The sequence below is a fragment of the Synechococcus sp. UW69 genome, assembly GCF_900474185.1.
Taxonomy (GTDB): Bacteria; Cyanobacteriota; Cyanobacteriia; order PCC-6307; family Cyanobiaceae; genus Parasynechococcus.
The window spans coordinates 14,365-32,143 of the sequence record NZ_UCNW01000008.1; the positions used below are offsets into that span (position 1 = coordinate 14,365).

A 17,779-nucleotide genomic window follows, 5' to 3' on the forward strand; every position below is an offset into this window, starting at 1 on the left:
ACATGGGCTTCTTGGATCGTCTGCTGAAAAAGGATTCCGCAGAGTCCGACTCCTCGATTGAGCCTCGCAAGCCAGCGAAGGAGAAGCCGGCGGAGTTCTTCCTCGATGCAGATTCCTCATCCTCACTGGGGGATGTGAACTACATGCGGGAGTCGAAAACGATTCGCCGCACCTTCCCCGGCACGGCTGCCAGCCCCGGAACGAAGGAACAGATCATGGAGGTGGCTGCCGAAACCGAGAAGCTTGAGAAGCGCAGCGAAGGCCTTGGCGGTGTCGTCAAGAAGGATGAATCCGTCAACATCACAGCCGGCATTCCCAAGCCGGTGAAGAAAACCTTTGCTGAACAGGTGAGCACGAAGGAGATGAGCCAGCGCCTCAAGGGCACGGCCATCACCGGGGTGAATACCCCTGCTGCGGCTGATGCAGCTCCTGTCGGTCGCAAGGAAGAGCTAAAGGCCCCGGCGGAACCGACGGCCAAGGTTGGCTCCTCTGCACCATCCTCCAAGCCTGGATCGATCGATCCCTTCCGTCAGATGGTCCGCGATCTCAACAAATAGAGCTGCCCCGTTCAATCTTGGCTTCGCTGCTGTTCACCAGCCGTTGCAGCAGCTGCAACTGTTCAGCAGTTGCGGTACCCCAAAGGCCTCGATTTGAGGCTTCCAAAAGTCGTTCCGCCATATCCCTAAGCACCCAGGGATTGCTGGTGCCTAGGAACTCCTGGATCCTGGGCTGGTTCAACCACTGGTCACAGAGTGCTCCGTAACACCAATCGGGTACACGATCGGTGGAGGCGTCATAGGCGAACAGGTAATCAAGACTGGCCCCCATTTCGAAGGCCCCCTTGTAGCCGTGTTGCATCATTCCCTCGATCCAGCGGGGATTGAGCATCCGGCTGCGAATCACCTTGTCGATTTCCTTCTCGAGATGGTGCATCCGAGGCCGTTCATGGCGTGAGTGGTCCCCAAACCACAGCTGCGGACGCGCCCCGGACACCTCTTCCACGGCTGCACTCAGCCCACCCTGGAACTGGTAATAGTCGTCTGAATCGAGCAGATCATGCTCGCGGTTGTCCTGGTTGTGCAGAACCACCTGCACCCTGCCCAGTGCCTGCTCGAGTCCGGAGCGATCAAGGCTGGGAGCGTCGGAGCCGTCATAGGACCACTGACTCCAGCTGAGGAAAGCCTGCGCGAGGTCCGAGCGTGACTCCCAGCTGCCACTGTCGATCAGGGCCTGAAGACCGGCTCCATAGGCTCCTGGGGCTGATCCATAGATGCGGCCCTGGGGTCCCCCTTCACGGGTCAGACCCGCCAGAGGATTGACTGAGTCCGGTTCATCGAGCACTGCGACCATCGACTGGGCTTGATGCACCCAGCCCACCAACTGGGGAAAGGCATCGCGGAACAGTCCAGAGATGCGCAGCACAACATCCACTCGCGGTCGACCCAGCAATCGAGCCGGAATGACCTCGAGATCCACCAACCGCCGGGTGGGGCCATCCCAGACCGGCCGAACACCGATCAGGGCCAGCAGTTGGGCGATGTCTTCTCCGCCATTGCGCATCGTGGCAGTTCCCCAGACCGATAAAGCCATATGGCGCAATGGCTCCCCTTGCTCCAGCAGATGAAGGTCCAGCAGCTGCTCCGCTGACCGACGCCCGAGATCCCAGGCCGCTTCCGTGGGCAAACCCCGTAGGTCGACCGAATAAAAATTTCGGCCCGTGGGAAGCACATCGGGACGTCCACGACTCGGAGCTCCTGAGGGTCCTGCTGCAATGCGCTGGCCTTGAATGCCCCGCAAGAAGGCCGATTTTTCGGCGCCGGCACAACCGTTCAAGCGGGGCCAGAGCTCGTTGCGGAGGTTGAACAGGCAGCGATCATCCGGGTCCCAGTTCTTGAAGGGTTCGGCCAGCCCGTCGCTTCGTTCTCCGTGGACAACCTGTCGAATCAACAGAAGCGCCTGCTGCTCAAGCCAGTCACAGCCATCTCCGACCCGACGGCAATCCGAGCCGCCCAGCCTGCTTAGCCGGTTCTGGTCCGTCTCAGACAGCCGCTCACCTTCATCCTGTTGCCAGGGGTCGAACGCCAGGCTCGCTTGCTGGGCCATGGCCTGAAGCAACCCTGGCTGACCTTGCCGGGGCGGTCGGGCGAGTGCGATCAGCAGTTCATCGGCGGCGGCGGCAGAAGGAGCGACGCCGAACCGATGCAGCCCGGTGCGGATCTGCGATTCCTTCAGTTCGCAGAGATAGGTCTCTGCCTGATCCAGGCAGGTCTCAAGGAGTTCCGGTTGACGTCGAAGCTCCTCCTCACTGGGAATTCCAGGCCAGTTGAGGGTCAGCAAGGTGGCATGAACCGACTGTTCCAGCACCCGCGCCCGTTCACCCCCGAGCTGACGAACCTCTACCAGTTCATCGAGAAGCCCTTCTAAGCGCTGCAATGGTCCATGCAGACCTGCACGGCCGAGAGGAGGTGTGAGGTGGTCCAGAACGACGGCGTGTCCACGTCGTTTGGCCTGGGAGCCTTCTCCGGGGTCGTTGACGATGAAGGGATAGAGGTGGGGGATGGAACCGAGGGCCAGGTCGGGGCCGCAGTTCTCGCTCAGTCCCACCGATTTGCCCGGCAACCATTCAGAACTGCCGTGTTTTCCCACATGCAACATCACCTGCGTCTGATGCACCTTGCGTAGCCAGAGGTATTGGGCCAGATAACGGTGCGGTGGTGGAAGATCTGGTGAATGAAGATCAACGATCTGATCAGCGTCGTAACCACGATCCGGTTGGATCAACACCAGCACGTGACCGAAGCGCAGCCCGTGAATCGCAAAACCCTTGCTTCCGTCCAGATCGCAGGCGCTCTCCGGCGGGCCCCAACGGGACGCGATCAAGCGTCGTGCCGGCTCAGGAATTGTGCTCCACCAGTCCAAATAGATGGCAAGGGGAAGATGATCCAGTGGCGGTCGGTTCTGTCCCTCCGGTGCATTGGTCCGTCCGGCCAGCAGCTGTTGCATCAAGGCATCCCCCGTGCTTGGCAAAGACTCCGTCCCGAGGCCATAGCCCGCTTCCGCTAGCCAGGTGAGCATCCGCCACGTGCTGTCAGGAGTGTCGAGACCGACGCCATTGGCAACACGGCCATCCCGGACGGGATAGTTGGCCAGAACCATGGCGATACGACGGTCAGCGCATGGCGTCTGGCGCAGCTCGATCCAGCGGCGGCTGTGCTCTGCAAGCCATCCAATCCCCCTTGAATCCGGCTCTAGGGAGGGAATGGCTGTGGCTAGAGGTCCGGTGGCCTTCCGGTGGTCACGAAAAGCGCACGGGCGCGTGGTGATCCGCGCATCCAGTTCCGGCATCACAACCTGCAGCGAAAGATCCATCGGATTGAGCCCTTGGCTGCTCTCCAGCCACTGGGCGCGGCTGCGGCTGCTGCTGAGCAGCTGCAACACCGGTCGATCCAGGCGATCCCACAGCGGACTGCCCAAGCCGGCTTGTTCCGCCTGGACCGAGGCAAAAGACGTGCCTGAGATGACGAGCTCTGCCCGTTGCTGCAGGAGCAGGTCATGCACTCCGGCCTGGACTGCGGGGTCTCGCAAGCTGCTGACCCAGAGCAGACAGGGTCGCAGTCCCTGCCTCCGCAGGGCTTCATTCAAGGCATCCGCCAGGGCGAGATCACCTGCTTGAAACTGGGCTCGGTAGAGCACCACTCCCACCGTGGCCCCGGATTCATCCCGCCAGTCCCAGGGCATGGGGTCCGGGCATGGCACCACCGCAATGCTCTTTGGGGACGGTGGGCTGCCGTCAAGCAGGGCCTCGAGGCATCGCAGCAGTTGGCCCATGTTCTCGATACCTCCCTCCCGCAGTAGTGCCGACAGCTGATCAGCTAGTTCAGGGCTGCAGGAGCCAAGTCCATGGAGTTCGTTGGTCTGGTCGGCGGTTCCGGCCAGGACGATCAATTCCCGGTGCGGTGCATCACTGCACCATCGCTGCAGCTGCTCGAACCCGTAGCTCCAGTGCCCACGGCTTCCCAGCAGTCGAACCACGATCAACTGAGCAGCCTGGGCGGTGGTGTTGAGGTAGTGGTCCAGCTGAGCTGGGTGTTCGAGACAACTCAGGGGCAACGCGCGGATCCGCTCGTTCCAGGCCGGGATGAGTGGAAGGCAGGCGTCGAGGCAACTGATATCTGTGCCGGCGCTGGTCAAGAACAGCACATCTGCGCCTGGCTGCTCGACGAGCACCACGTCTTCGGGTGGGTCCAGACCCGGACAGGTGGCAAGACGATGCATGGCTCCATTCTCCGTCTCGTGGTGCCCGGTGGTGAGAAGATTCAGCGATCGGATTCATCAAGGTGATGCATCAGTTCCTGCCCTATGCCTGGTTCCAGGGCCAGTGCGTTCCCTTCGAGGAGGCCAGGATCTCCATCGCCACCCACGCCCTGCACTACGGCACCGGAGCGTTCGGCGGGATGCGGGCCATTCCCGATCCGCAGAACAGCGACACGATGCTGTTGTTTCGCGCTGATCGGCATGCACGCCGCTTGAGCCAGAGCGCCAGGTTGCTGCTGACTGATCTGAGTGAGGAGACAATCCTCTCCGCACTCACCGCAATGCTGAGGGCCAACAAGCCTGACCAGCCGATCTATCTGAGGCCCTTCGTTTACACCAGTGATCTGGGCATCGCTCCGCGACTGCACAACATTGAGACCGATTTCCTGATCTACGGACTCCCCCTGGGGGATTACCTCTCCCCGGAAGGGGTGAGCTGCAGGATCAGCAGCTGGACCCGCCAGGAGGATCGCTCGCTGCCGTTGCGCGGCAAAATCTCCGGCGCTTACATCACCAGTTCGCTAGCCAAGACGGAAGCCGTACAGAGCGGTTTCGACGAGGCCCTGCTGCTGAACAGCCGCGGCAAGATCAGCGAAGCCAGCGGCATGAATCTTTTCCTGGTGCGCGATGGCCAACTGATTACGCCTGGGGTCGATCAGGACATCCTCGAGGGGATCACCCGCGCCAGCGTGATTGAGCTGGCGAAAGCGATGGAGATCCCTGTGATCGAGCGGCCAGTCGACAAAACCGAGTTGTTCATCGCCGATGAAGTGTTTCTGTCAGGCACGGCCGCCAAGGTGACGCCGATTCGGCAGATCGAATCCACGGTTCTGAACGCCGAGCGTCCCGTGATGAATGCTTTGAAGACCAAGCTTGTGGCCATCACCGAAGGTCGGGACCCCGCCTATGAGCACTGGGTGACCCGTATTCCGATCGCCTGAAGTTCGTCCTGAGCTTTTCCTAGGATTAGCTGTCTTCCCGGGAGTGAACGGAATGGTGGTGGCGCATGCAACCCGGCAACTCACCACCTCCCGCTTCCTGGACCATCTGCACGGTCCCGACAGGCCTGTTCTGGTGTTCGACGGTGCAACAGGCACCAGCCTTCAGGACCTTGGTCTCACGGCTGACGATTTCGGTGGGCCAGAACTGGAGGGTTGCAATGAAAACCTCGCCGTCACCAAACCGGACGCGGTTAAGGCTGTGCACCGCAAGTTCCTGGAGGTGGGCTGCGATGTCATCGAGACCGACACCTTTGGTGCGGCATCCATCGTTCTGGCGGAGTACGGCCTTGAGGACAAGGCCTTTGAGCTGAACAAACGGGCGGCGGAGCTGGCCCGGGAGATCGCCGATGAATTCAGCACCTCTGACAAACCCCGATTTGTGGCTGGGTCCATGGGACCAACCACCAAGCTGCCCACCCTGGGCCACATCGACTTCGACACGATGCGGGCCTCGTTCCGCGAGCAAGCCGAGGGCCTGATTGCCGGCAACGTCGACCTGTTCATTGTTGAGACGTGTCAAGACGTGCTGCAGATCAAGGCAGCTCTGCAGGGCATTGAAGAGGCATTTGAGGCCACCGGTGAGCGGCGGGCGCTGATGGTGTCGGTGACCATGGAAACCACTGGGACCATGCTCGTCGGCACGGACATCGCAGCGGTGGTGTCGATCCTGGAGCCCTTCCCAATCGACATCCTCGGTCTGAACTGCGCCACCGGGCCCGAGCAGATGAAGGAGCACATTCGCTACCTCTCGGAGCATTCCCCCTTCACCGTCAGCTGTATTCCCAATGCTGGTCTTCCGGAAAACATCGGTGGTGTGGCTCATTACCGCCTGACCCCGGTGGAGTTGAAGATGCAGTTGATGCACTTCGTTGAAGATCTCGGGGTGCAGGTGATCGGTGGCTGCTGCGGCACCACTCCCGCCCACATCGGCAGCCTGGCAGAACTTGCTCAGGAGCTCAAGCCAGCGGAACGCCCATCCCGCTGGCACTGCGCCACGGCTGAGGACGTTCGCCCCAGCCTCAACTATGAACCGGCCGCATCATCGATTTACGGCGTCACGCCGTATTACCAGGACAACTCTTTTCTGATCATTGGCGAACGGCTCAATGCCAGCGGCAGCCGCAAGGTGCGTGAACTGCTTGCGGAGGAGGACTGGGACGGTTTGGTGTCGGTGGCCCGCGGCCAGGTGAAGGAGAACGCCCACGTGCTCGATGTCAACGTCGACTACGTCGGTCGCGATGGCGAACGGGACATGCATGCGCTGGTGAGTCGTCTGGTCACCAACGTCAACCTTCCCCTGATGCTCGACTCCACTGAGTGGCAGAAGATGGAGGCTGGCCTGAAGGTGGCTGGTGGTAAATGCATCCTCAATTCCACCAACTACGAAGACGGCGATGAGCGCTTCTTCAAGGTGCTTGAACTGGCCCGGCGCTACGGCGCTGCCGTGGTCGTCGGCACGATCGATGAAGACGGAATGGCCAGAACGGCTGAGAAGAAGTTCGCGATCGCCCAACGGGCCTATCGCGACGCCCTTGAATTCGGCATTCCGGCCCACGAGATCTTCTACGACCCTCTGGCGCTGCCCATCTCCACTGGCATTGAGGAAGATCGCCTGAATGCCCGGGCGACCGTCGATTCCATTCGAATGATCCGGGAGAACCTCCCAGGCGTTCACGTGGTGCTGGGAGTCAGCAATGTGAGTTTCGGCCTGTCACCGGCGGCACGGATCACCCTCAACTCGGTGTTCCTGCACGACTGCTGCCAAGCCGGCATGGATGCGGCCATCGTCAGCCCCGCCAAGATTCTTCCGCTGATCAAGATCAGCGAAGACCACCAGAAAGTCTGTCGTGATCTGATCAACGACAACCGGCGCTTTGACGAAGGCATCTGCGTTTACGACCCGCTCACCGAGCTCACCACGCTGTTTGAAGGCGTCAGCACCAAAGAAGCCCGGGCGTCAGGCCCCTCATTGGCGGATCTCCCAATCGAGGAACGGCTGAAGCAACACATCATTGATGGGGAACGCATCGGCCTGGAACCGTCTCTCAATGAGGCGCTGCAGACCTATCCCCCCCTGCAGATCATCAACACCTTCCTGCTTGATGGCATGAAGGTGGTGGGTGAGCTGTTTGGCAGTGGCCAGATGCAGCTTCCCTTCGTGCTGCAAAGCGCCGAGACGATGAAATCCGCAGTGGCTCATCTGGAGCCGTACATGGAGCAGATCGAAGGGGAGAGCACCAGCAAGGGCAAGTTTCTGATCGCCACGGTGAAAGGCGATGTGCACGACATCGGCAAGAACCTTGTCGACATCATCCTCACCAACAACGGCTATGAGGTGATCAACCTGGGGATCAAGCAGAGCTGTGAAGCCATCGTTGAAGCCCAGCGCGAGCACCAGGCCGATTGCATCGCTATGAGCGGACTGCTGGTGAAGTCCACGGCCTTCATGAAGGACAACCTCCAGGCCTTCAATGATGCAGAAATCGATGTTCCTGTGATCCTTGGCGGTGCGGCGCTGACGCCACGCTTTGTTCAGAAGGATTGCCGCGAGGTTTACGACGGCAAGGTGATCTACGGACGAGATGCCTTCGCTGATCTGCGCTTTATGGACGCGTTGATGGATGCCAAGCGGAACGACAACTGGACCAACTCCAAGGGATTCCTGGCAGACGCACCTCAGGGCGTTGGCTTGGATGAAGAATCGAAACTCTCTGAGGAGGCTGTCGAGGCTTCCGCCTCCGCTACGGATGCTCCAGCAGCGGATTTGCCTCCCGTCACCTCAGATCGATCTGAGGCTGTCCCCGCTGAAGACGCACCGAAGCCGCCCTTCCTGGGGTCTGCTGTGATCACCGAAGACGACATCGACATTGCCGAGGTCTTTGACTACCTCGACCGCAATGCCCTGTTCGCCGGTCAGTGGATGCTTCGCAAAACGAAGGAGCAGAGCCGGGACGATTACGAGGCGATGCTGGCTGAGAAGGCGGAGCCGGTGTTGCAGGAGTGGATGCAGCGCTGCATCGACGAGTCACTCTTGACCCCGCGGGCGGTTTACGGCTACTTCCCTGTGGGGCGCGATGGGAACAGCCTCAGGGTGTTCGATGCCGATGGCACGAGGGAATTAGGCCGATTTGATCTGCCCCGTCAACGGTCCGGCAACCGCTACTGCATCGCCGATTTCTTCAATGATCTGGATTCTGATGGACGCCCCACCGACGTGCTGCCCATGCAGGCCGTGACCATGGGACAGAAGGCGTCAGTTGTGGCGCAGGACTTGTTCAAGGGCGATCGCTACAGCGACTACCTGTACTTCCATGGTCTTGCCGTTCAGATGGCTGAGGCGATGGCGGAGTGGGTGCACGCGCGGATGCGTGCGGAACTCGGCTTTGCTGATCCCGACGGCATGGTGCTGCGGGATGTTCTGGCTCAGCGTTATCGCGGAAGTCGCTACTCCTTCGGATATCCCGCATGCCCCAATGTGGCCGATTCCAGGCAACAGTTGGAGTGGCTTGATGCCGAACGGATCGGCCTCACGATGGACGCCAGCGATCAGCTCGAACCGGAGCAGAGCACAACAGCACTCGTAGCTCTTCATTCGCAAGCTCGGTACTTCAGCGCCTGAGCCAAGCAGGACGTCCCATAACCTGAGGCGCCCTGTTCTGTTCACCATGGCCATTGCCGGACCTGATGGTGTTGATGCCGCCATCAAGGCGGGTGTTGATCTGGATGGAAGTCCAATTCCCGAAGCAATGCTCGCTCTCTACAACCAGGTGATGGATCTTGAGAGTCAGCGTGCTCGTAGTGGTGTTGTTAAGTCGATGCGCAACCGGGTGGTCAAGACCGGAGCCAAGCATTTCGACCAGGAGACTCTGAATCAGAGGCTGCAGGAGGCCGGATGGGAGGGTCTGAAGGACAAAGAGATCGCCTTCTTCTACGGATGATTCCGGACTGATAGAGAGACTGCCTCTGCCTGACTCAGTCCTGGCAGAGCTTCTCCATGGTGTCGATCACCTCCTGCTGAAACGACTCCAGGGCGCTGGACTCACTCAGGTCAAGGCCTTCCCCTGCGGCGTTCTGGGCCAGGTCCTGGAAATGAAAAGCTCCCTCTCCATTGGCAAGGAACTCGATCGGTGAGCTTTCGCCGCTCTCGCGAAATGCATCGCAGAGCGCCAGAAACGCAGCGTCTTCAGTGAACTCCCAATCCATCGAGTGGACATGACTGAATGACCTTTAACCCGCTCCCCCAGGGGTTCGTCAACCGTCTGGAGTGAAAATGTGCCAGTCCTTGGGCAGACTCCCCTTCTCTCCAGCAGTCAGATGTCCAGCAATAGCCCCGAATTTTCACCGGCCAGCAACGTTCTCGGGGAACCGCTTCAGAGTTGCAGTTGCGAGCCGATGACGGGCTGGTATCGCAATGGTCTCTGCCAAACCGATCCAACGGATCACGGCCAGCACAGCATCTGCTGTGTGATGACCGAACAGTTTCTTCGTTACAGCAAGGCCCAGGGCAATGACCTGATGACCCCAGTGCCAGCGTTTCAATTCCCCGGGTTGAAACCTGGGGATCACTGGTGTGTTTGTGCACCGCGATGGAAACAGGCCTATGAAGACGGCGTTGCGCCCCTTGTCCGGTTAGAGGCGACAGAAGACACAGCTCTGAACGTGGTCAGCCTCGAGCAGCTGAAGCAACACGCTCACCAGTCGATCGACTGACCATCCCAAGCGAGAAAGCTTCCTGACTTGGCTGGGGTCTGTTGAAGCAGCACCTCGACCAACTGCCGGGCAGCTCGCTCGGGTTTGAACAACTTCTCGGGGGCGACAAAGCTCTGGAACGGACGAGACAACGCTGTGTCCGTTGTGCCCGGATGCAACAGGCTGACTGTGGCCAGGGGCCAGCGGCGGGACCATTCAATGCTCAGAGAGCGCAGAAGCTGGTTCTGCGCCGCTTTAGCAGCCCTATAGCCGTACCAGCCGCCACTGCGGTTATCACCAATGCTGCCCACCCGGGCACTCAGGCTGGCGAAATGGAATGGTTGATCCCGCTCCAGTAGAGGTTCAATCGCTTTGGCCAGGAGGATCGGAGCAATGGCATTGATTCCGAATTGCTGCTCCAACTGGAAGCGGACGACCTGTTGAAGACGTTTTTCTGGATGAAGCTCAGGTCCGTGCAGACGGCCGGCGCAGTTGAAGACCAACCTCAGGGGCAGCGTCTGTGTACGCAGCGTTGCGGCCAGACCGTCCAGATCGCTGTCGTTCTCGATGTCCAAACGCAGCGAGCAGGCTGATGGCCCATGACGTCCAGCCGTCAGAACCTTGAGGCCAGGACAGGACCGCCTCAGTTCCGCCGCGACCGCCGAACCGATGCCACCAGGACCGACCACCAAGGCCAGGCCAACCCAATCGGTCGAGGACGCTTCGACCATGTGATCTTGCTGCGGAGAGGAGTCCGTCTAACGGAAATCGGGCATCATCGGCTGCAAGCTCCGTCGAGCACCTTTGGTGGCGAATCGCAGTCGTTACTGGCCCCCTGCAGCGCTCGGAGCTCTGCTCATGGCGGCCTTGGTGGGCTGGCTTGCACGACCTCTCCCTCAGCAAGCCGACCAGAAGCCTCTCAGCCTGCTTGAGCTGCTCGAGGATGAATCAACCGATGCTGGCGCAGCCCCATCCAGAACGGCGGCCGTTCAAACACCTAAAAACGTCGTTCCCAAGGTGCCACTGGGGGCTGAAGCCGTTCCACTGGATATCCGAGTTGGTCTGGTCAGCCAGACGCCGGTCACAGCTTTCTGGCCGGGTCGCAACGTCCTGTGTCGCAACCATGCGGGCTCAGTGGTCCCTGTCCAGCAGTTGGGCAGAACAATCGCTTCATCCACCCAACAGGAGATTCACTGCTCCGGAGGGCACGTTCAGATCAATCATCAGCGCTATCTGGGGGATGTATCTCTGCTCAAAAGCCAACGTGATTGGCTCGCCGTGATTTCCCTTGATTTGGAAACCTATGTGGCCTCGGTCGTTGGTGCAGAAATGCCCAGTCAGTGGCACCAAGAGGCCTTGAAGGCACAAGCTGTGGCAGCACGCTCCTATGCCCTGGCGCATCTTGCAAGACCAGCAACAACGGCATATCACTTGGGCGACACGACACGCTGGCAGGTGTATTCGGGTGAGACAAGCACCACCCAGGCCAGTCGATCAGCTACTTGGGAGACCCGAGGGATCATCCTCAGTTACGCCGGTGGCATTGTGGAAAGCCTGTATGCATCTAACGAGCATGTCAGTGCTGAAGCCCATGGCCATCTCGGCGCAAGCATGAGTCAAACCGGGGCCCAGCAACTCGCCCGTCAAGGACTCTCCTTCAATGCAATTCTTGGCAGGTACTACACAGGAGCCTCACTGGCACGGTTGAAACGGCATGACCAGTGAACTGCTCCGACAAGCGAATGGCGTTGCGGCTGAGGCCAAAGCATCCGGAGCTTTGGTTCCGCTCAAGACCTCGCTAACGCACCTGATGGGAGAGGGAGGCACCAGCTTTGAGCTGCGCCATCTCCTTAGCGCAACACCAAAACACTTGCGAGCCGCAGGCCCCAAGCCAAATCCTTTCCTCCCCTGGGATCAACGGCTGGAGGTGGAACGGATCGGCGATTCGCACATGGTGATTCTGAACAAATATCCGGTTCAGTCCGCCCACATGCTGCTGATAACCCAGACCTGGCAACCCCAAACCGGTTGGTTGTCCCTTGACGATTGGCGTGCCCTCGCCTTGGTCGATGCAACAACCACTGGATTGTGGTTTTTCAATAGCGGTCCCAATGCTGGCGCCAGTCAGCCGCATCGCCATCTGCAGTTGTTACCTCGAGCAGCAGGGGAACCGATTTGCGCAAGGCAAGATTGGTTCCGACGTTGTGCTGCAGATCCAACGGCCCTGGCGGGTGACCCTCTGTTCCGGAGCAGCCGTGTTGCACCGCTCACTTCACCTCTGACAGGTGAAACGCTCCACCGGATCTATCTTTCGCTTGCTGGAGAACTCGGGCTGGGATCCCCGTCAAACGACAGCTGTCCAAGGGGTGCCTATAACCTTCTGCTGTCACGCCAATGGATGGCCATTGTTCGGCGTCAAACAGAAGGCATTCGTGGTTTCAGCGTCAATGCCCTTGGTTTTGCTGGGTCCTTGCTGAGCACCGATGAATCCGATCGTGAATGGATTCATCGATCAGGGCCAGAAGCCCTGCTTCGAGCTGTTGTTGAAGCGGTCTGAAGTAAGTGAGTCAAAGAGGCTCAGGCCTTGGCCTTTGCTTTCTCCAACTGGCTGATGATCACGTCGCGATAGTCGGAAGCCAAGTCGTGAAATCCCTGTTCAATCAAACCGGCGATGACGTCGATGGCTTCGTCTTCGCACTCGGGAATCAGCACCACCCCACGATTACGACCGAGGATCATCTTCTGAATGATCGATTGCATTTTGCGTGGTTTTCCTGAGGGGTCGGCGAGAACCTCCTCGGCAGGTATAAACCGAGCACGGTGTTTATTTTTGGAATTGATCTGTGCGATGAAAAGATACTGATTTCCGTTGATTTCTACCAATCCTCTGAATTCAGAGAGCTTGTCGCTGGCATCAACACAACAGAAATTGTTGTTCTGTGATGGTGATTCGCCATCAAAGCCACGAATTCTCGAGATCATCGCGTCGGCGTCGAAGGATTCTTGACCCAGGCGGGTCACCAGCAATTCACAGATGGCGCGCTGATTCAAGACCACTAAGAAATGATCTCCATTAGACCCGTTCTCAGTGCCCCGCTTTGTAGCGAGAGGAACAGGTCTCAAGGAGTACCGAATGGAGTTTGTGCCGTGGTGGCACGGATGCCAAGGCTTACCCCGCTCTGCCAAGGCTGGAGATGAGATCGACTCGCATCCTTTGAACAAGAAATGCCTCCAGCGTCGGAACCGTCAGATTCAGGACAACTTGCATCTGGTCCGTCCCATTGCGCGCCATTACGCCCTGCAAACAGGCCTCGAGCAAGATGATCTCCTGCAGGTGGGCTGTCTCGGACTGATCAAGGCTTCAAACCGATTTGAAACCAAGCGAGGAACAACATTCCCCAGCTTCGCTAAACCGCATATCCGGGGAGCCATTCTTCACTTTCTACGGGACAAGGTTGGTGTAATCCGCCTTCCAAGAGCCGTTGAGGAACGGGCCATGAGGATGCTGCGAAGCCCTGAAGGCTGCTTAAACGCTGCTGATGCTCTGGTCGTTCACCAGTACCGCAGCAAGCATCACTGGGTGGAGTTCAACGATGACCTGGTCGATGACACACCGCAGGGGATCGAATTGGTCGCACGTTCAGAAGCGTGGCAGCGGGTTCGAGCAATGTTCCTGAGGATTGGAACAGATGAACAACGTGTCCTTCAGATGGTTGTGATCGATGGAATGAGCCTTAGGCAGACAGCGCGACAACTCGGGATTTCAGCGATGACGGTTCAACGACGCGTCAAACGCGGCCTGAGAAGCCTCGCGAGCCAATTGAACGAAGATCACGCCGGGGTTTGAGTGTCGCGGTCCATTTGTTCCTGGAGTGTCTTGATGGCGGCGTTCAGCGCCGAAAGTTGCCGTTCAGCACTATCCCTCCAAAAACGCAGCATCGACAGCTTCCGCTCCTGATGGTGCCGGCGCAAGGTTGCGTGATCAGTGGTGCCGCTGCAACAGAAAGGAGGAAGCATGTCAGCAAAAGCAATCCCTTAGATCCTGACGGATTTTCAGACGTGATGCGACTCCTCAATCACTTGGCTCTCGCAGGAGGTGGACCTACGGTGTGGATTCAAAACATCTGCACTGTGGTGTCGACGTCCAAGCGAACACCACAACACCACGCCGCATGAGTCTCAGACGAGTCCCAATATTGGTCTTGCTCTGCGTCTCGTTTGCGGGACTTGAGTTTGGTTTGCAGGGGAGGAGCGAGGCATACGTCGCCTTGATGGCTGGTCAACGTGCACGCCCCTTAAACGGGACGTTTAACAACGTCCCGGTTCTGCATTCAAACCAGCCGGAGATTGTCACTGGTCCAGGGATTCTGGTGAACACAGCGCCCGGATCGGCCATCGCTGCTGAGTCCAATCAGCCGCTTCGCAACGCCGCTTACTCCTTCAACGGTGAGTTCGGCGTTCACATGCATCACAAGTACTACCCCCAGGACCTGTCAAAGCTTGGTGGACGTCGATCCAGGGGCTTGATGACCCTGGCTCTGATTGCAACGAATCCTGGATCGAAGCCAATCACGCTTCAATTCGACCGTGGTTCCGTCAAAAACAGTTTTGAGGCGCCGTATCACCCAAATCGCCTGATGGGGGTGAAGCCCCTGGGGAAGCGTCCCTGGAATACAGGACCGGGTGATGCCACTGCCGTTCAACTGCTTCGCGGTGAATTAGACCGCAAACTGCCCGATCGTCTTGAGATACCCGCTGGAGGACGACGGGTCGTGGTACGAACCGTGCTGCCTGCCCGTGGCATCGCCAACGGTCTGTTGAGGGGACGCAGCAATGGTCCTTTCACCATGGCTGTCGTTGCTGCTGAGCAATCAGCACAGGATTCCGATCTCTTTGCGGTGTTGCAGTCAGGTCACTTGGCGCCTGGACGGATTTATCTCAACCGTATTCGTGAAATCCAGCTGGGCAGGGTCTTCTCGCGCGTGGCTGGAGTGGCTCTCGGCGATGCCTACAAGGCCGAGATCCACCATGATCTCGGTCAGGGGGCACTCCATGTTCCCCTTACCAGTACGAAGCGGCATCACTTCGGCACGCGCGACATTCAGGTCAATCCATTAACAACGCGGATGGTGGATTCCGCTTTGAACAACGTTGGCACCTACGGCGTTCGTTACGACGTGACACTCAACCTTTCAGGTGCGGGCCCCCATCAACTGGTGCTCAGTCACCCGGTTGTTTCCGGAAAGAAAACGTTCACTGCCTTCCGTGGATCGCTGCAGATTGTTCAGGATCAGACGCTTCAGGAGGTCCATGTCGGCATGCGCTCAGGCGAGAGCCTGGCCCTGGCGGATCTCAACCTGGCTCCTGGAACAACAAAGGCTGTCAAGGTGAGTTTGGTTTACCCAGCTGATGCCACACCTGGCCACCTGCTGAGTGTTGTTCCCGTACAGCAACTGGCCATGCTTCACCGGCGCCAGCAGCAACAGCGTGACGCCCAGGTCAAACTCGCTGAAACCAAATCTCGCAAGGTGGGTCCCAAAACCGCACCGCCACAACCCCCGCTTACGCCTGTTGTTGTGAAGCCAGCTCCCATGCAGCAGAAGCGCAACACCGCACCCCTTCCTTCGACGCCTGCGATCGTGCCTGCCACCAGTCCTCGCTACAGCGAGGTGATCCAATCGCAGCAGCAGTGGTTGCTTCAGCTGCAGGGTCGATAACCTTCGCTGAGCAGGACTGAACTTTTGAGCGGCGAGGACTCAAAACGTCAACGGATCTCTGTCGAGATGTCAGAGCCCATGGTCGAGTTGATTGACCAACTCAAGGGTGAATACGGAGCACGCTCTCGGGGGCGTGTGCTCGAAATGCTTTTGCAGGATCTGCTCGATCCAGGCGATGGGAGCACAGGCCCTGAGGAAACATCCGTCAAGGACGAAGGTGAACCAGAGGCGACAACCAGCACTGATGAGATAACGAGTCTGGTTTTGATTGGCTCCGGAAGTCTTCTCCACAATGCAGAACCGAGCCAACCTCCCGATTCCAGCGCACCTTCCGCCAACGTTTCTTCGGGCATTGATCTTCCAGGTTTCGTGAGCAAGCGAACCGGTCAGCTCAAAGCGACACTCCGGTCGCCGCAGCAACGAGATTCCGCTCAGAACGATCCCTTGGTTTCGACGGTTGATCCTTCTGATTTACGAGATGCCAGTGCTGCGGCTGAAGATCACTGGAGATCTCTGTATGGACAACCACCGGGCCCCACAGTGATCGAAGCCTCCATGACATGGCTAGCCCGCGACGTCTGGTCCAGCACTGACGCCAGTGATGGCCGGCCGTTCACCTGGTCTGCGGCCAATGCTGCTGTTGAGACGCTTTGTGCTGGCTGGGAGTCCCGTGACCCTTCCCTAGGCCGGGTGATGGCCGTTGCAGGTGCGCTTGAGGATCCATTCGCCACCTCATCCCTGGCGGAACGCATGCCGACGTTGATCCGCCGGTTTGTCAATCGTTTTCGTCGCAGCCGTCAGGTCACCTCCTTCGAAACTCTTGAGTCCACGATGACGGTCCACGGAGCGCTCAAGCTCTTAGGCCTGTCCACGCGAGCGGGCACAGCGGTGACCTTGAGCTCCATTCGGGATGCCTATAAACAGCGGGCCCTGGAAGAACATCCCGATGCAGGCGGATCAACCGATGCGATGCGTCGACTCAATGAGGCCTACCGACTGCTGCGCGAGCTGTACCGCAATCGCTAGCGCAATCGTCCAAGGCGAGACGCAAGCCTGGATCCTCAATGAGTCGCATCTGAGACCTTTGCGCTACCCCTTTTCTTCCGCCCCATGGCTCCGAACAATCAACCAGGCACTGAGAGCCAGCATCACCACCGATCCACTGAGTGCCAGTAGATCGGTGGCATTTTTCACCTCAAAACCAATTGTCTTTTTGAACGCTGCGACAATCAGGCCGACAACAATCACGTTGGAGAGATTGTTTTTAAGGCTTTGCAGGCTGTTCACCGAAAGGATGTTGGTGTGTTGTTCAGAGCCTCCTTCAAGGCGTGGATCAAGGTCTGAAATCACCAATTCATAGATGCCATAGCCAAAGATGAGCAAGGCAATGCCGATGACGAAATAATCAACACCGCCCACCATCTGAGCGATGGTTTTGGCAGCGAAGCTTTTTGTGCTGAAGGGCATTCGCATGATCACGAGAAAAGCGTTAAAGACTTCAATCGCACCAATAACGAAGCAGCCGACGCTGCCGAGAAGGCTCAGCACGACGGGAACAATGCTGATCAGACGAAATTTCCAGATGAGCCGCTCAAACCGCCTTTCAATCCAACGGGCGACCATGGGAAATTCACAGCAGCCTCCACGGCTAGCACAGAACACAAAACGAACTCACTTGTCTCACGCGTGACTCATTAGCAGTCTCGCCTCATGTCTTATGCGCGAGGCTTGCTAATTAATAAGATCCCAAAAAGCTGTTTTTTTATTGGATCATCCCTGAGATGGATTGCAAACCATTCCAGCGAACAATAGTTCCGTTTGTCGTTCGTCCATGTCCAGTCCAGCTCTTGTGCGCAAGTCGCTAGAAGCATTGATTGCAGCCGGTTTGAGGCTCGCGTACCTGCTGTAGACACAGGTACGCGAGTTTTTGGTGCTGGATTTCGAGTTTTGGGGCCTATTCATGTGTATCTCGATTCCCGTACTGGAATTATCGCAAGACTCGCGCTGCGTCTTGAGCGAGTCAGCTGGGATCGCTCTGTGACTTATTGATCTCAGCCG

16 protein-coding genes are annotated in these 17,779 nt (G+C 58.5%); 10 read left to right on the plus strand and 6 right to left on the minus strand.

Annotated elements, in window-relative coordinates:
• The first annotated feature begins 2 nt into the window (after positions 1 to 2).
• Entirely contained in the window at positions 3 to 557 is a 555-nt protein-coding gene (locus tag DXY29_RS03750; RefSeq protein ID WP_115023064.1) for a hypothetical protein, read from the plus strand.
• Here DXY29_RS03750 and cobN read toward each other — a convergent pair.
• A complete protein-coding gene (cobN, locus tag DXY29_RS03755) occupies positions 547 to 4,275 on the minus strand; it encodes a cobaltochelatase subunit CobN (protein WP_115023066.1) in 3,729 nt (1,242 codons plus the stop codon). The genes DXY29_RS03750 and cobN overlap by 11 nt on opposite strands.
• 65 nt (positions 4,276 to 4,340) lie before the next feature.
• On the opposite strand from cobN, the gene DXY29_RS03760 reads away from it, so the two are divergent.
• From DXY29_RS03760 to DXY29_RS03770, 3 genes are read left to right on the plus strand one after another with little or no spacing between them, the layout of a single operon-like run.
• Positions 4,341 to 5,255, plus strand: coding sequence for a branched-chain amino acid transaminase (locus tag DXY29_RS03760; RefSeq protein WP_115023068.1), 915 nt, complete (start codon positions 4,341 to 4,343; stop codon positions 5,253 to 5,255).
• Positions 5,256 to 5,307: 52 nt separating this feature from the next.
• Positions 5,308 to 8,934 carry a methionine synthase gene (metH, locus tag DXY29_RS03765; RefSeq protein WP_115023070.1) on the plus strand — a complete coding sequence of 1,209 codons (3,627 nt, stop codon included), beginning with the start codon at positions 5,308 to 5,310 and terminating at the stop codon, positions 8,932 to 8,934.
• A 46-nt stretch (positions 8,935 to 8,980) separates the two neighbouring features.
• Positions 8,981 to 9,253, plus strand: a complete 273-nt coding sequence (locus DXY29_RS03770; RefSeq protein ID WP_115023072.1) for a DUF4090 family protein — start codon at positions 8,981 to 8,983, stop codon at positions 9,251 to 9,253.
• Positions 9,254 to 9,287: 34 nt separating this feature from the next.
• Here DXY29_RS03770 and DXY29_RS03775 read toward each other — a convergent pair whose 3' ends face one another.
• Positions 9,288 to 9,518: a hypothetical protein gene (locus DXY29_RS03775; protein ID WP_115023074.1), complete on the minus strand. Its 231-nt coding sequence runs from the start codon at positions 9,516 to 9,518 to the stop codon at positions 9,288 to 9,290.
• A 111-nt stretch (positions 9,519 to 9,629) separates the two neighbouring features.
• Between DXY29_RS03775 and DXY29_RS03780 the strand changes: the two genes are divergently transcribed.
• Positions 9,630 to 10,025, plus strand: coding sequence for a DUF2237 family protein (locus DXY29_RS03780; RefSeq protein WP_115023076.1), 396 nt, complete (start codon positions 9,630 to 9,632; stop codon positions 10,023 to 10,025).
• On the opposite strand, the gene DXY29_RS03785 is transcribed toward DXY29_RS03780, so the two are convergent.
• Positions 10,007 to 10,735: an SDR family NAD(P)-dependent oxidoreductase gene (locus tag DXY29_RS03785; RefSeq protein WP_115023078.1), complete on the minus strand. Its 729-nt coding sequence runs from the start codon at positions 10,733 to 10,735 to the stop codon at positions 10,007 to 10,009. The genes DXY29_RS03780 and DXY29_RS03785 overlap by 19 nt on opposite strands.
• Positions 10,736 to 10,811: 76 nt before the next feature.
• Between DXY29_RS03785 and DXY29_RS03790 the strand changes: the two genes are divergently transcribed.
• Positions 10,812 to 11,729 carry a SpoIID/LytB domain-containing protein gene (locus tag DXY29_RS03790; RefSeq protein ID WP_244279301.1) on the plus strand — a complete coding sequence of 306 codons (918 nt, stop codon included), beginning with the start codon at positions 10,812 to 10,814 and terminating at the stop codon, positions 11,727 to 11,729.
• The gene (locus DXY29_RS03795) at positions 11,719 to 12,561 is read left to right on the plus strand and encodes a DUF4922 domain-containing protein (protein ID WP_115023080.1); all 843 of its coding nucleotides are present in this window, start codon (positions 11,719 to 11,721) and stop codon (positions 12,559 to 12,561) included. Before DXY29_RS03790 ends, DXY29_RS03795 begins: the two co-directional genes overlap by 11 nt.
• Before the next feature lie 20 nt (positions 12,562 to 12,581).
• Here DXY29_RS03795 and DXY29_RS03800 read toward each other — a convergent pair whose 3' ends face one another.
• A complete protein-coding gene (locus tag DXY29_RS03800) occupies positions 12,582 to 13,055 on the minus strand; it encodes a hypothetical protein (RefSeq protein WP_136987715.1) in 474 nt (157 codons plus the stop codon).
• A gap of 37 nt (positions 13,056 to 13,092) precedes the next feature.
• Between DXY29_RS03800 and DXY29_RS03805 the strand changes: the two genes are divergently transcribed.
• Positions 13,093 to 13,851 (plus strand): sigma-70 family RNA polymerase sigma factor, encoded by a 759-nt coding sequence (locus DXY29_RS03805; protein WP_136987716.1) that lies wholly within the window; start codon positions 13,093 to 13,095, stop codon positions 13,849 to 13,851.
• On the opposite strand, the gene DXY29_RS03810 is transcribed toward DXY29_RS03805, so the two are convergent.
• Positions 13,836 to 14,021: a hypothetical protein gene (locus DXY29_RS03810; RefSeq protein ID WP_115023087.1), complete on the minus strand. Its 186-nt coding sequence runs from the start codon at positions 14,019 to 14,021 to the stop codon at positions 13,836 to 13,838. The genes DXY29_RS03805 and DXY29_RS03810 overlap by 16 nt on opposite strands.
• Before the next feature lie 155 nt (positions 14,022 to 14,176).
• Between DXY29_RS03810 and DXY29_RS03815 the strand changes: the two genes are divergently transcribed.
• Positions 14,177 to 15,721, plus strand: a complete 1,545-nt coding sequence (locus DXY29_RS03815; protein WP_115023089.1) for a DUF3370 family protein — start codon at positions 14,177 to 14,179, stop codon at positions 15,719 to 15,721.
• 78 nt (positions 15,722 to 15,799) lie between these two features.
• Positions 15,800 to 16,747 carry a molecular chaperone DnaJ gene (locus DXY29_RS03820; protein WP_170952104.1) on the plus strand — a complete coding sequence of 316 codons (948 nt, stop codon included), beginning with the start codon at positions 15,800 to 15,802 and terminating at the stop codon, positions 16,745 to 16,747.
• A gap of 63 nt (positions 16,748 to 16,810) precedes the next feature.
• On the opposite strand, the gene DXY29_RS03825 is transcribed toward DXY29_RS03820, so the two are convergent.
• On the minus strand, positions 16,811 to 17,344 hold the full coding sequence (locus tag DXY29_RS03825) for a YqhA family protein (protein ID WP_115023093.1): 534 nt from the start codon (positions 17,342 to 17,344) through the stop codon (positions 16,811 to 16,813).
• Between the last annotated feature and the right edge of the window lie 435 nt (positions 17,345 to 17,779).